This window comes from Campylobacter sp. IFREMER_LSEM_CL2151 (assembly GCF_025771725.1).
GTDB classification, from domain to species: domain Bacteria; phylum Campylobacterota; class Campylobacteria; order Campylobacterales; family Campylobacteraceae; genus Campylobacter_D; species Campylobacter_D lari_C.
The window spans coordinates 79,365-94,067 of sequence record NZ_JAKMQT010000006.1 but is presented as its reverse complement, the minus strand read 5'-3'; the positions used below and the strand labels follow the sequence as shown (position 1 = coordinate 94,067).

Annotated in this window: 16 protein-coding genes; all 16 read right to left on the bottom strand. The window is 30.5% G+C overall.

What is annotated here, in order from left to right:
* Nucleotides 1-14: 14 nt before the first annotated feature.
* Nucleotides 15-1,106, bottom strand: coding sequence for a histidinol-phosphate transaminase (hisC, locus tag L8V82_RS05780; RefSeq protein ID WP_263724319.1), 1,092 nt, complete (start codon nucleotides 1,104-1,106; stop codon nucleotides 15-17).
* Nucleotides 1,096-2,169 (bottom strand): prephenate dehydratase, encoded by a 1,074-nt coding sequence (pheA, locus tag L8V82_RS05775; protein ID WP_070255253.1) that lies wholly within the window; start codon nucleotides 2,167-2,169, stop codon nucleotides 1,096-1,098. Before pheA ends, hisC begins: the two co-directional genes overlap by 11 nt.
* Nucleotides 2,166-2,927, bottom strand: coding sequence for an HAD-IIA family hydrolase (locus tag L8V82_RS05770; protein WP_263724318.1), 762 nt, complete (start codon nucleotides 2,925-2,927; stop codon nucleotides 2,166-2,168). Before L8V82_RS05770 ends, pheA begins: the two co-directional genes overlap by 4 nt.
* A gap of 1 nt (nucleotide 2,928) precedes the next feature.
* On the bottom strand, nucleotides 2,929-4,134 hold the full coding sequence (gene lysA, locus L8V82_RS05765; RefSeq protein ID WP_263724317.1) for a diaminopimelate decarboxylase: 1,206 nt from the start codon (nucleotides 4,132-4,134) through the stop codon (nucleotides 2,929-2,931).
* Between the two features lie 17 nt (nucleotides 4,135-4,151).
* Nucleotides 4,152-5,213: an LptF/LptG family permease gene (locus L8V82_RS05760; RefSeq protein WP_263724316.1), complete on the bottom strand. Its 1,062-nt coding sequence runs from the start codon at nucleotides 5,211-5,213 to the stop codon at nucleotides 4,152-4,154.
* Nucleotides 5,214-5,216: 3 nt separating this feature from the next.
* Nucleotides 5,217-5,756, bottom strand: coding sequence for an aminoacyl-tRNA hydrolase (pth, locus tag L8V82_RS05755; protein WP_263724315.1), 540 nt, complete (start codon nucleotides 5,754-5,756; stop codon nucleotides 5,217-5,219).
* 1 nt (nucleotide 5,757) lies between these two features.
* Entirely contained in the window at nucleotides 5,758-6,294 is a 537-nt protein-coding gene (locus L8V82_RS05750) for a 50S ribosomal protein L25/general stress protein Ctc (protein WP_133319540.1), read from the bottom strand.
* A gap of 46 nt (nucleotides 6,295-6,340) precedes the next feature.
* Nucleotides 6,341-7,312 (bottom strand): transaldolase, encoded by a 972-nt coding sequence (locus L8V82_RS05745; RefSeq protein ID WP_263724314.1) that lies wholly within the window; start codon nucleotides 7,310-7,312, stop codon nucleotides 6,341-6,343.
* On the bottom strand, nucleotides 7,309-7,935 hold the full coding sequence (gene serB, locus L8V82_RS05740; protein WP_263724313.1) for a phosphoserine phosphatase SerB: 627 nt from the start codon (nucleotides 7,933-7,935) through the stop codon (nucleotides 7,309-7,311). Before serB ends, L8V82_RS05745 begins: the two co-directional genes overlap by 4 nt.
* Nucleotides 7,935-8,453, bottom strand: coding sequence for a chemotaxis protein CheW (locus L8V82_RS05735; RefSeq protein ID WP_039619209.1), 519 nt, complete (start codon nucleotides 8,451-8,453; stop codon nucleotides 7,935-7,937). Before L8V82_RS05735 ends, serB begins: the two co-directional genes overlap by 1 nt.
* A gap of 4 nt (nucleotides 8,454-8,457) precedes the next feature.
* The gene (locus L8V82_RS05730) at nucleotides 8,458-10,764 is read right to left on the bottom strand and encodes a chemotaxis protein CheW (protein WP_263724312.1); all 2,307 of its coding nucleotides are present in this window, start codon (nucleotides 10,762-10,764) and stop codon (nucleotides 8,458-8,460) included.
* A gap of 2 nt (nucleotides 10,765-10,766) precedes the next feature.
* Nucleotides 10,767-11,720, bottom strand: a complete 954-nt coding sequence (locus L8V82_RS05725) for a chemotaxis protein (RefSeq protein WP_039619212.1) — start codon at nucleotides 11,718-11,720, stop codon at nucleotides 10,767-10,769.
* Entirely contained in the window at nucleotides 11,720-12,448 is a 729-nt protein-coding gene (locus L8V82_RS05720) for a UDP-2,3-diacylglucosamine diphosphatase (protein ID WP_263724311.1), read from the bottom strand. The genes L8V82_RS05725 and L8V82_RS05720 overlap by 1 nt, the downstream gene beginning before the upstream one ends.
* Before the next feature lie 3 nt (nucleotides 12,449-12,451).
* Nucleotides 12,452-12,937, bottom strand: coding sequence for a transcription elongation factor GreA (gene greA, locus L8V82_RS05715; protein ID WP_039619215.1), 486 nt, complete (start codon nucleotides 12,935-12,937; stop codon nucleotides 12,452-12,454).
* Between the two features lie 9 nt (nucleotides 12,938-12,946).
* Complete coding sequence (gene lpxB, locus L8V82_RS05710; RefSeq protein ID WP_263724310.1) at nucleotides 12,947-14,044, bottom strand: lipid-A-disaccharide synthase; 1,098 nt, start codon at nucleotides 14,042-14,044, stop codon at nucleotides 12,947-12,949.
* Nucleotides 14,045-14,126: 82 nt separating this feature from the next.
* Nucleotides 14,127-14,699, bottom strand: a complete 573-nt coding sequence (locus L8V82_RS05705; protein ID WP_263724309.1) for a cytolethal distending toxin subunit A — start codon at nucleotides 14,697-14,699, stop codon at nucleotides 14,127-14,129.
* Between the last annotated feature and the right edge of the window lie 4 nt (nucleotides 14,700-14,703).

Genomic DNA, 14,703 nt, shown 5'->3' with positions numbered 1-14,703 from the left:
TTATTTCCTACAAACTAAAAATTTTTAGAAAACTCTTCAAAAAACCTTGAATTTTCATACTCTGTACCTATACTTATACGCACAGCATTTAAACCATAACTTTGTAAATTTCTTATTATTATACCGTTTTTAAGCAGTTTTTCAGATAAATCTGTGCTATTTTTTTCATCGAAAAAATAAGTAATAAAATTTGTATAGCTTGGAATGTATCGAATTTTATAATTTTTAGCAAAATCTTCATAAAGTTTCATTTGTGAAAAATTATTTTCCAAAGTTTTTTGCACAAACTCATCATCATCTAATGCAGCAACAGCAGCTTTTAAACTCAAATTAGTCACATTAAAAGGTGCTCTTAATTTATAAAACGCATTGATAATTTCCTTGCAAGCTATACCATAACCTACTCTCATACCACCCAAACCATAAAGCTTAGAAAAGGTTCCTAGATATACTACATTTTGAAATTTATGGATTAATTCTTTAGGATTAATATGCTTTTTACTATCTTTAAATGAAGCAAATTCATTATAAGCTCCATCAATGGCTACTAAACAATCCTCATCAATTTTTTCTAAAAACTCAAAAACCGCACTTGCGTCTAAACACTCACCTAAAGGATTATTAGGCAAGCATAAAAAGATTACTTTGATTTCATTTTTATGCTTTTGATATAACTCATATAACTCATTTAAATCATGGGTTAGACTTGGAGTTTTATAAATCTTAACTCCTAGTTGTTTTGCATAAATTTCATACATAGCAAAACTAACCCCACATTGTAAATAAGCCTTAGAATGATCAAGTTTTGCATGCACTATATATTCTATAATTTGATCACTCCCGCTACCTATGATGAGATTTTCTTTTAAAATATCATATTTTTGTGCTAAAGCTTGTTTTAATTCACTCATAGTATCATCAGGATATAAATGAGCTAAATGTGCATTATTTATAATGGCTTCTTTGGCTTTTTTGCTTGTGCCATAAGGATTTTCATTACTTGCTAGCTTAATAACTTCTTTTAAACCATATTCTTTAGCAATTAAATCCATATCCTTGCCACTTTCATAAGTTTTAATAGCTTCTAAAAAAGGATTAAATTTCATTGCTTTCTCCTGATAAATACGATCCAAGCCATTTTATATGCTCAGCTTTTTTTAATACTCTTTGGACATTTTCATCATCAATATGTCCTTCAAAATCTATATAAAAACTATGTACAAATTCTCTTGTTTTTATAGGGCGTGATTCAAGTTTTGTTAAATTTATCCCCTCTTTTTTAAACTCATATAATAAATCACTAAGCCCACCTGGTTTATGTGCAGCAAGCGCTAAAATAGAAGTTTTACAATGAGGCATTTGAGGTATTTTTATATCACTTAAAATCAAAAATCTAGTGCGATTTGCCAAATTATCCTCAATCGTTTCAAATAATATAGGTACATTATAAAGTTTTGCTGCAATCTTAGAGCAAATCGCGGCTGAAGTAACATCTTGCGAAGCTAAGTAAGCCGCATGAGCTGTGGATTTGCTTGCTACAAATTCAACTTCACTTAAATCATGACTTTCTAAAAAATTTCTACATTGATTATAGCCTTGTGGATGAGAATATATGCGTTTAATATCTTTTAAATTTTCACTCATACTTACAAAAGAATGATGAATATCCATATAAATTTCAGCAAAAATCTTTACATCTTCATATTTTCCAAGACAATCAAGCGTCACACCCACTGCACCTGCTGTATTATTTTCTATAGGCACTACTCCATATTTTGCTTCTTTGTGAGCTAATTCTTTAAAAACATCTTCTATATTTGCAAGTGGAGTATAACGACTCATAGCACCAAAACGCGTTCTTGCTACTTGATGCGTATAGCTTCCCTCAGGTCCTAAATAAGCTATGCTTTGAGGCATTTCTAAATTTCTTGATACAGCAAAAATTTCTTGATAAATTGCTTCGATTGCATTTTGATCTAATAAACCATGATTATAATTTTTAAGTCTATTTATAATAGCTCTTTCGCGCTCAGGTCTATAAATACTCCCACCTAAATTTTGCTTAATAACTCCTATATCTTTAACATGAAGCATTCTTTCATTAAGTAAAGCCAAAATTTTATCATCGATAGTATCGATTTTATTGCGTAATTTTTCTATCTCTTTCATTTAAACCTCGATATGTAGTAATCCTTAATACTATCATATACAAAATTAAGTTTAGTTGTATCAAGACCTTGAGTGTTAGAAATTTTACCGCTTAAAACCAAGGCTGTTTGCATGCCAAGCTCATAAGCACCAAGCAAATCACCTTTAAAATCATCACTAATAATCAAAGTCTTTTCAAAACTCACATTACAATCTTGTTGTTTTAATAAATTTAAAGCACTTTCATAAAAAGCCTTACTAGGTTTTCCTATCACTTTATAATCAAACTCGCATGCATTTTTAAGCATAGACATAATACTTCCAACGCCTGGATAAAGCCTTGAATTTTTCTTATAAATACTACTTTCATGCATTGCTATAGCTTGCACACCATTTTTAAGATACTCTATCATACTAGCAAAATCTTGAAATTTAAAATTATCATAACTTGCTAGTAAAAATGCTTTTGGGTTTTTATAATCAAGCTCATAGCCTAACTCTTGAAGTGAATCTAAAAATTCTTTTGCTCCAAAAGCTGCTATTTTACAAGGCTTTAAATGATCTTTTAAAACACAAAAAGGATCAATATAAGCTTTTTCATTAATTTCAAAACCCAAATTTTGCAAATAATTTAAAAAATCTAATTTTTTGGTATTATTAGTAATAATCACATAAGGAATTTTTTCTTTATTTAAAGATTGAATGAGTTCTAAAGCACCATTTATAGGACTTTTATCATAATCTGAAATCAAAGTTCCTTGCACATCTAAAAACAACATTTCAATCCTTTAAAAAATCAAACTCTAAAGCAATTTGATCCTCATAACTTTCTCTTTTTCTAATCATTCTTACCGTGCCATTTTCACAAGCTAGCTCGCATACTCTATTACGAGTATTATAATTACTACTCATGCTAAAACCATATGCACCTGCACTTTTAACTATGATCAAATCTCCTGCTTTTGTTTTAGCTAATTTTCTATCTTTAGCTAAAAAATCTCCACTCTCACAAATCCCACCAACAATATCACAAAGGCTTTCTTCTTTATTTTCGCTCAAAAGCTTGATTTCATGATAAGCACTATATAAACTTGGACGCAATAAATCATTCATCGCCCCATCAACAATCACAAAACGCTTTTTATCATTAAATTTTTCATATAATACTTTAGTAACAAACTCACCTGCATTTGCCACTAGAAATCTACCAGGTTCCATACCTATGCACACATCAAGACCTTGTAAACTTGCTAAAATTCCTTGAGCATAATCATATAAATTTGGCTCTTGTTCATCTTTATAACAAACCCCTAAGCCTCCACCTATATCAAAGAATTTAATATTAATTTTTAAAGCCAAAAGCTCTTTTACTAATTTTGCAACAATCACAGAAGCTTCATGAATACTACTTATATCAAGAATTTGCGAGCCTATGTGAAAATGCACACCAACTGGCTCTAAAAATTGTGAGTTTTTAGCATAAAGATACATTTTTTTAGCACTTTCTATATCTACGCCAAATTTATTTTCATGCAAACCTGTAGAAATATAAGGATGTGTTTTAGCATCTACATTTGGATTTACTCTTATGCTTATACGAGCTATCTTTTGACTTTCTTTAGCAATTTGTTCTAAAAGAAGCATTTCTTCATAGCTTTCTAAATTTACATAAAGTATGTTTTGCTCTAAAGCATATTTTAGCTCATCAGCACTTTTACCTACCCCACTAAAAATAATTTTATAATTTTTAGCTCCTGCTTTTAAAGCTCTATAAATCTCACCCGCGCTAACACAATCAAACCCGCTATCTAAAGAAGCTAAAAGTTTTAAAACACTTAAATTAGAATTTGCTTTAACTGCATAAAAAATTTGTGACTTTCTTGCTTTAAAAGCATCTTTTAACATTGTAAAACGCTCTTTGATTTTATCAAAATCATAAATATAAAATGGTGTGTTATATTCTTTTGCTAGTTTTAAATAATCCATAAAAACCTCACTTGTAGTTATTTGTGTTTAAAATAATAAAAACTTCCTATACTCATTAAAATAAATACTGGCAGCATTATACCAAGCTCTGGAAGTAAAATTTCATTTTCACTCAATCTTGTTAATAAAAACAACAAGCCCCAAACTAAAAGTATGCACACAAAAAACACAAAAGCTAAAAGTGCGAGATTAAAAAATCTTGCTGTTAAAGGAAAATAATAATACACAATAAGCATTAAAAATGGCGCAAAAAACGGTGTAAGAACTAAAGAATATAAACTTGTTCTAAGTGTATTAGTAGAAATATTTTGTTTTGCAAAAATTACCATACTTTCTAGCGCGTCTAAAATAGAATAAGAAGGATTGCTCTCTACCAAAGAAATTCTTTCTAAAATTTTTGGAGAAAAGTCTTCTAAACCTTTAATATTTTTAAATTCTTCTATACTCAAACCCTCTTTTGAAACAATCAAATTTTGTGGTACATTAGTAGCTTTAGCATCATTTAAATCCCAAGAATTTCCATTAAATTTAGCAGTTTTTGCATGGATTATGTTTTGAATGTCTAAATTTTTTACATCAAAGATTTTTACATTATATAAGGTTTGAGAATTTGTTTTTTGTATATAAATAAATTTATCATTATATTTAATCAAAACTTCCCCACCCTCTCTATCTACAACGCCACGCTTAAGAATATTACTTTTATATTCATCTGCATAAGCAAAAGAACTAAAATTAAGTCCTACATAAACACAACAAAAAAACATAGCCCATAAAAAAGGATAAAAAATCACTTGATTTTTACTTAAACCCAAAGCATACAAGCTAACAAATTCATTCGAGCGTATCATATTAAAAATACATAAAACCAAAGCAAGGACTATAGCTAAAGGCAGTATATAAGAAGCTGCTGAGCATGTTAAGAAAAATATATATAAAAGCTCTAAATTTGCACTTTTTGGCAGTCTATTGAAATTGAGCAAAAAATCAATCGCTACAAAGAAAAAAGTCAAAGAAAAAAATAAAATAAAAAATGATTTTAAATATAAAGATGAAATATAGCGAAAAAATATACTCATCGTTTAACTTTTTAAAGAATATTTTGAAGCGATTTTTTCTATATCAGAATTTAAAAGCTCAAGTAAGGCTTTTTTACTATGTTCTAAAACCTTAGTTAAACTTTCTTGCTCTTCTTGTTTAAATTTCCCCAAAACATGAGAAATTACATCTTGTCCTTTTCCTACTCCTATGCGTACTCTCTCATAAGCATTACCACAAAGATGATCTATACTTTTAAGTCCATTATGCCCACCACTTGATCCACCTATTTTAAATTTCAAAGCACCTAAATTTAAATCTATATCATCATGAATTACAATAATTCTATTGCATTTATAATATTCACTAACAGCTTTTACGCTTTCTCCGGATAAATTCATATAAGTGGAAGGTTTTAAAAAAAGAGTAGAAGAGCCTTTAAAAAGCTCTCCTTTAAATTTAGCATTTGAAAGCTTTGTTGTTTGCAAATCTTTCAAAATTAAGTCAATTAGCATAAACCCTACATTATGACGGGTTTGGGCGTATTGTTCTCCTATATTACCAAGTCCTACGACTAAGGTCATTTTATCTTGCTTTTTCTACGCCAACTACAGCTACTCTATCAGCATCAACCATAGTTACACCCTCAGGTACAACAACATCGCGGATTAAAAGTGCATCACCAACATCAAGTTTAGTTACATCTAACTCAAAATAATTTGGTAAGTTTTCAGCTGCACATTTTACTTTCAATCTTCTTTTTGATTGGATTAAAACACCTTTATTTTTAAGACCCATAGCTGTTCCTACGATCTTTACAGGAACCATATATTTAGAAATAACACCTTTTTGTGCTACTTTTAAATCTACGTGTTTTAATTCTGCAGTTACAGGATCTTTTTGATAATCAACTACCACAACATTTAATACTTTATCTGCTACTTTTACATCAAAAGCTAAAGTAGTTTTTTTGCGTACTTCTTTAATAAATTCATTTACTTTAAAAGCAGCATTGATGTTTTCTAATCCTTTTCCGTAGATGTTTGCGATTAGATAACCATCTCTTTTTAAAGCTTTAGCAGCTTTTCTACCGATACTCTCTCTAACGATACCTTCTAACATCTGTTTCCTTTCTAAAAAAATAAACGCTAATTATAGCTAAATAAGTTTATAAAGATTTTAAAATATCTTCATAAGCTATGCAAAATTGCTCTAAACCATCATCAAGCAAATCTTTACAAGCTTTACTTAAAGCATCTTTTGAAATATTTGCATTCAATTTTTTCTCTATACATTCATCTTTTAAAGGCTCTTTAAATACAATTTGCTTACCTTTAAAAGCCTTAATAGCATCTAGTGGTGCAGTATTGATAGCTTTATCATAGAGTAATTCTTTAATATAATAATCTTTTTCTAAATCATCACCCTTAACACCCGTGCTTGCAAACAAGGCTCTAATATTTGCTTCATTTTGTTTAATGATATAATTATAAGCCTTTGTTGCAGTAAGAATTCCTATATAATTTTTATCTAAAACTTGATTATTTAATAATCTATCAAAACGGCTTACAAAAATACTAATAACCGCTTGAGGCTCTTTTTTGGCTGCGGTATTATTTTTTCTAAATTCTTTTAAACCTAAATTTAAAGCTTCAAAGCATTTTTTAGTTTGCTCAAAATCAAAAATCAAAGTAGCATTGACACTAATACCATTTTTCATTAATTCTTGCATTACTTCATAAGAAGCTTCTGTAGCAGGAATTTTCATCATCACATTTTCTTTTGCAATTTGCGTGTATAATCTTTTTGCCTCAGCCAAAGATGAGCTAGTATTATCTTTTAATCTTGGGTCAATTTCAATACTAATAAAACCATCATTTTTTTCATAATAATTAATAGCTAATTTATCCGCAGCCTTAGCTATATCTTCTATCGCAAGATACTCATATAAAGCTTTTTTATCTTTAAGATTTGATTTTTTGATTTTTTCTTTATAAATAGCTGAATTTAAAATCGCATTTTTAAAAATAGCAGGATTTGAAGTAGCACCGTTGATTGTTCTTGAGTATATTAAATCTAAAAATTCATGATCTAAAAATTCATTTTCTATAAAATCACACCATAGTGAAAATTTCTTCATTGTATTACCTTTATTATTTCTTTTAAATCTTTTTTATCTATACAAATATCTGCATGGGATCTTAAAATTTCTTTGGCACAAAAAGCTATTTTTAATCCACATTCTTTAAACATAGAAATATCATTAGCTCCATCGCCCACACACATAATCTCTTCTGTTTTTAAATTTAAAAATTTCTTAAGTCTTTGTAGTATAATACCTTTTGAGTTGTTAAACATAATTTCTCCACCAACTTTTCCCGTTAAAACACCATTTTTACTATGCAAAAAGTTAGCAAAACCAAAATCAAAATGAAGTTTATTTTGTATTAAGTCAATTCCTTCATGAAATCCACCGCTAAAAACAATAATTTTTATGTTTTTATTTTTTAAATACTCACATAATTCTTTAGCGCCATTCATCAAAGGTAAATTTTCACAGCACTTTCTTACTTGATCAACTGGCATTCCCTCAAGCAAGGCTACTCTAGCACTTAAGCTTTCAAAAAAATCAAGCTCACCATTCATTGCTTTGTTGGTGATTGCTTTTACAGCATCACCAACATTATACTCTTGTGCTAAAATATCAATGGTTTCTCCATCCATTAGCGTAGAGTCAAAGTCAAAGGCACAAAGCTTTATCATTAAAACTCACGCTTTAATAAAGCTTCAGCTTTTAATATAGTCAAGATATTTTCTTCTCTTTTACCTATACCAAAAATCATACCTTTTTCTTTTAGTAAAGTTTCAGGTGGTGGATCAATCCTGCTTCTGTGAATTTTGATAGCCTCTGTTAATCTATCTATTACAAAACCCGCATTGCCTGCAGGAGTTTGATTACCATTTGCCATACCTTTTAAAACAATATATCTAGTTTGAGGTGTCATTTTAGAACTACCTTGATTAAATCTTTTTGCAAGATCAATCAAAGGCATAACATTACCCCTCATATTAAACACACCTAAAACATAATCAGGCACACTTGGAACCCTAGTATATTCTATAGGTTTAATAATTTCTTGGATATTAAGAATAGGAATAGCATATTCCTCATCTCCAACCACAAAACCAACAAGCTGAATAATATCCTCTTCTTTATCTACATCAGGTTCTGCAATTTGTGCTTGTTGTTTTTGCAAAACCTGGCTTAATTTATCATTCATCTTCTTATCCTAGTTTTAAATTTTTTCTAACTACATTTTCTAAGTACTCTGGAGAGTAAGGCTTAGTAATATACTCAGTCATTCCTACTTCCACACCTCTTAAGCGGTCTGATTTACTAGTTCTTGAAGTTACTGCAACAAGCGGAAGGTTTTTATACTTAGAATACTTTCTGATTTCACCTGCTAAGGTATAACCATCCATTCTTGGCATTTCAATATCAATCAGCACTGCATCAATATCATGCTCACCTGATTTTATCATATTTAAAGCTTCCACACCATTAGTTGCTTCTATAATGCTCACACCTAATGGCTCTAGTGATTTTTGCATGATATTTCTATCCATTTTAGAATCATCCACTATAAGCACTGTATAATCACTTGGTTTTTCTTTAGCAGTTTTTTTAGATTGTGATTCGATTTGTGCTTTAATATCTACTTTGATTTCTTTAGCTATATCCATCATAGCAGCAACATCAATAATCAAAGTAACTCTACCATCACCACGAATCGTCGCTCCTGCTATACCTTGAATGTTTTGTAAATATTCACCCATAGACTTAATAACAATCTCTTCTTGACCTACTAAAGTATCTACTATAATACCAAGCTTACTTTCTGCTACACCAATAACAACTACATAAGTTTGATCAGTATTTTCAAGCACTTGTTTTACACCAAATACATCTGAAAGTCTTACTAAAGATAAAACCTCATCTCTTAAGCGTAGTACATTTTTACCTTCAATAGTATAAATATCATCAATTGGCACTCTAACTGTCTCAAGAACACTTGCAAGAGGAATAGCATAAAACTCTTCTTGTGTACCTACAAGCAATGATTGAATAATCGCCAAGGTAAGTGGGATTTTAAGTTTCATCACAGTACCTTTTCCAAGTTCACTGTCGATTTCAATCACACCATTTAGTTTTTCAATATTGGTTTTAACAACGTCCATTCCAACGCCACGACCTGAAACATTAGTAATTTTTTTCGCAGTTGAAAAACCTGGTTTGAAAATCAACGCAAATGCTTCTTTATCACTCATTTGATCAGCTTCACGTTCTGTAATTAGATTTTTCTCCATAGCTTTTGCTTTTAATACATCAGCATCAAGCCCTTTACCATCATCAGCAATCTCTACTACAATGTGGTTTCCTTCATTGTATGCTTTAAGATTAACCGTTCCTTTTTCTGGTTTACCATTAGCCACACGCGTTGCTGGATCTTCTATACCATGATCACATGAGTTTCTAATCATATGCATAATAGGATCGCCGATTTCTTCTACAATAGACTTATCAAGCTCAGTTTCTTCCCCTGAAATTTCAAGCTCCATTTGCTTACCAAGCTCACGACCCAAATCACGTACAACCCTTGGGAATTTATTAAATACTTTTGCAATAGGTTGCATTCTTGTTTTCATAACAGCAAGTTGAATATCTGTAGTGACAATACTAAGTTGAGAAACAACTTGATTTAATTCTTCTAAGAATTTTTCTCCATCATATCTTTCTTCAACATCATCATAAATTTTCAATAAGCGGTTTTTACCAAGAACAAGCTCACCGATTAAGTTCATCAAATGGTCAAGTCTTTTAACTTCAACCCTAATGGTTTGATCCATATTTGCACCACTACTTCCACCACCTGCTGCAGGAACTTTTTTCTCAGCAGTTGCATTTTGTGCTTGAGCAGCTGGTTTACTTGGAGCTGGGTTTGCTTCTTGTGTTTTTTTCTTTTCAGCACGTCTTGCTTGATCTTCAGCTTTTCTTACTTTTAAAAGTCTTTCAATTTCAGCTTCAACCTCATCATCACTAAGCTTATTAACATCAACTTCAGGTTCTTCAGCTTTTGGTTCTTCTTTTACTTCTTCTTTTGGCTCTTCAGCTTTAGCTGGTGCAACAGACTCTAAGCTTTCACCCTCTGAAATAGCAGTTAATCTTGCGCAAATTGGAGCTATGTCAAGTCCTATTGCTGTATCATTTCCATTATCTCTAATAGAATTTAACAAGGTTTTCATCATATCAATAGACTCTAAAACCACATCCATTACTTCAGGAGTAATTTTAAGTTCATTATGTCTTGCTTTATTTAAAACATCTTCCATGTGATGAGTAAGTTTTGTTAAAACATCAAAATTCAAAAAGCTTGATGAACCTTTAACAGTGTGCGCAACACGGAAAATTCTATTTAATAGTTCTAAGTCTTCAGGATTTGCTTCTAATTCAACCAAATCATGGTCAATTTGCTCGACTAATTCAAAGGCTTCAACTAAAAAATCCTCAAGTATTTCTTGAATATCTTCCATTTTTACTCCTCACCTTTTTCATGTTTTTTAATAACACGAGAAATTTCAGCAAAGAAATCACTTGCGTTAAATTTAACTAAATATCCATCGCCACCTGCTTCTTTAACACCTTTATCACTCATAAATTCATTTGATAAAGAAGAGTTAAACACGATAGGAATATTTTTAAATCTCTCATCATCTCTTACTTTAGCTGCAAAGTGGAAACCATCCATTTGTGGCATTTCAACATCGCTTACGATGATTTTTAGATGCTTTCTTAAATCAGCACCATAAGCATTGTAAAGCTCTTCTAGTTTTTGTAAACCTTCAACACCGTCTTTTGCTTCAACAACTTTTAATCCGATTTTATTCAGAATATCTTTTACAAGTTTTCTTGCAGTAGAGCTATCATCAAGCGCTAAAGCCATACCTTCGATTTTTTGGATTTTATCATCTTCAATATCAGTTTGTGGAGTATAAATTCCAAGCTCTTGCACTATGCTTTCTAAATCTAGGATAAGTAAAACCTCATCTCCTTCGATTTTAGTCACACCGGTAATTTTACCCTTATCCAAACTTCCTGCACTTGTTGCAAAAGTAGCTGGTTCTATATTTTTCCAATTTATTCTACGAATTCTTTTTGCCTCATGCACAATAAAACCAATTAAAACATTACTAAATTCAGTAATGATTACCCTAGGTTTTATATTTGTCATTTCTGGTTCTTGAATTTGCATCCATTTTGCTAGGTTGATTACAGGAATCACCACACCACGAAGATCGAAAATACCTTCCACATAGTCAGGTACCCCTGGAATTTCAGTCAAAAAAGGAATTTTAATGATCTCTCTAACCTTAGAAACATTTACACCATAAATTCCTTCATAGACTTTATCGTGGCCTTGCTTAAAGATGCGAAAATCAACAAGTTCCATTTCATTTGAACCTGTTTTAACGACATTCTCATCAAACATTATGCCTCCTTAAGTTCTATTTTGTGAAATCTGATTTCTGGTTCATATTTTACTACAAAAAAACTTTCCTTGTATGCAAAAGTAGCTAAATTTAAATATTTTATATTTTCGTATTCTAAAAACACATCTTGATGATAATGACCTTCTATTATAAAACCTATATTATAGTGTTTTAAACGCTCTTTTACTAAAGTAGCAAAGTGAGGAATTTTTCTAATAAGTTGTTTTTTGTTTTGATTTTTTAGAATTTTTTGAGTAATTTTTTCTTTGCTAATAACATTCAAAAAATTTAAAAAAAATAGCAAATAATGATTTCTTAAACTTTTTAAGCAAAATTGCAAAAAAGGTTTTAAAAAAATATCTCCATGGGCTAATTTTACTAAGGTTTTATCTTGGAATTTACAAAGTAAAGGTTGCTGTTTTATGCTAAAAACCTTCACTTTTTTAAAAAATTTAGCTAAATTAAAATCATGGTTACCTTCTAAATAAATGATTTCAATCTCATCAGCAAGCTCTTCAAGTAAATCTATATAAGCTTTTGCAAAGCCATGAGTAACTTTTACTTCATAAATCAAAAGATCAAAAATATCACCCATTAAAAAAAGCTGTGGAGTTTGAATTTTTTTATCTTTTAAGGCTTGCAAAAAATCCCAAAAACCACGCCTATTCTCATTTTCATGCGCATCAGCGATGAAAATAGCATTTTCTTTTATAGTTATTTTTTGCAAAAATTAAAATTCCAAAGCTTTGTATTCTATAGAAATGATTTCAAATTCACTCTCGCCTTTTGGCAAACGCACTTTAAAATCATCGCCTTCTTTTTTACCAAGCATTGCTTTAGCAATAGGCGAGCTAATGGAAATATAACCTTTTTCTAAATTTCCCTCATTTACCCCTACCAAAGTATAAGTGCTTTGTTTTTCACTTTCTAAATCCTCTACAACAACAGTTGAACCAAATTTCACACTATCATGCTCGTAAGAAGATGGATCGATGATTTGTGCTCTTGAGATCAAATCTCCAAGTTCAGCTATTTTACCTTCTATAAAAGCTTGTTTTTCTCTAGCTGCGTGATATTCTGCATTTTCTTTTAAATCTCCATGGCTTCTTGCTATGTCTATTTCTTCTACTACTTTTGGGCGTTCAACTTTTTTTAAATGTTCTAATTCTTTTTCTAATTTCTCATAGCCATATTTACTCATAGGTTCTTTTTGCATGATTTATCCTTATTTGATTTCATAAAGTATTTTAGCTAAATTTTTTGCACTTGCAAATTGCAAATATTCTTTTAAAAAATCTACTTTATCAAAAAATGCCTTATAATCGTATTTAAGATAAGCTTGATATAAATTTTCCACATTCACTTGCTCTTGTAAAAATTCAGGATTAAGCTCGCTTTTTCCTGCAAAATCCAAAAAGATATTTGCAAGGCCTATGTGTTTGAGTTTTACAAAACATCTTGCGATAAATACATCAATAGCTTTAGCCTTATAAGCAAGTACAAAAGGCGTGCCGACCAAAGCTGCTTCAAGTGTAGCTGTGCCACTACAAATAAAAGCAAAATCAACATTTTTAAGCACTTTTGGGGTATTGCTTTGAATTTCAAAACCGTTTATATCCCCATAAAGATCTAATCTTTTTAAATTAAACTCAGGCACACAAAGGATTTTTTTACCTTTAAATTTAATGCTTAATTCTCTAAAAATAGGCATTAAACGCTTTATTTCACTTTTTCTTGAGCCTGGCAAGAAAGCGATTGCTTTCTCATCATCATTTTTTGAAAGTATAGAATTTATATCTTCTTGATTTTTAAATTCTTTTATCTCATCTAAAAGCGGATGACCTACATAAGTGCTTTTACTAAAAAACTCACTATCAAAAGGCAAGATAGAAGCTAGCACATCAAAATGACTTTCTATGATAGGTATGCGACCTTTTTTCCACGCCCAAACTTGAGGCAAGATATAATAAATTTTTTTTGCTTTGGAATTTGCTTTTTTTAAAGCTTTTGCAAAAGGTATGTTAAAAGCAGGTGAATCTATACATAAAATCGCATCAACCTTTTGAGTAAGACTTAAATTTACTAGCTCTTTTATAGCTTTTTTAGCTTTTAAAATGAGTGGCAAAACCTCTATAAAACCCATAGCACTAAACTCATGTGAGCTATAAAGTGGCTTGGAATTTAGACTAAATTCTTTACATAAATTCTCATCATAAATTCCTACTAAATCAAATTCTTTATACTCATTTTTATAAGCTTTTAAAACTTCTTTTAAATGCAAATTTGCTGAAGGCTCTAAGGCACAAACTAAAAAGATTTTCATTCACTTACCTTGCTATACCAATTTAAAAAGACATTCTAACAAATTTTAACTTAGAGTTTAAACCCGCAAAAGCGGGTTTAGTTTAATAAATCGGAGTTGCTTCAACGATAGCAGGAGTAAAGAAAAATAATTCTTTTAATGCTATAGGTACAGAAGGATTTACAGTACAATCATCCAAACCAAAGCGATTTTCTATAGGTATATATGCATCATAAAAAGTACTCATGCATTTTACCCCGCCATGCGTTAAAGATCTAATTTGCACAGCTGAACTTGTCGTAGGCATAACAGAAAAAACCGTTTGCATTTGTCCATCTTGTAAATCTTGTTTACAAGATTTTGTTCCAAAAGTTCTTTCATCTAAAACAGCCAAACACACATCAGCACCTCTAGGGTTTATAAATTGCACATAACCAAAAGGGCGTTGCACGGCATATCTATCTTTTTCTTTTAATTCCTCACTGAGCATTATTTCTTTTAAAAACCAATTTTGTTCTTCTAATTTTTCAGAGCTATATCTAAAAGGACTTAGTGAAATTCCTGTTTCTAAAGATCTTATAGCAAACATAGGAGTAAAATCTTCCAAATCATCAAACAAAACCTCAGCTCTTAAAAACCCCAAAATAGCAAAAAATAAAATACAAATTTTTCTCATCATC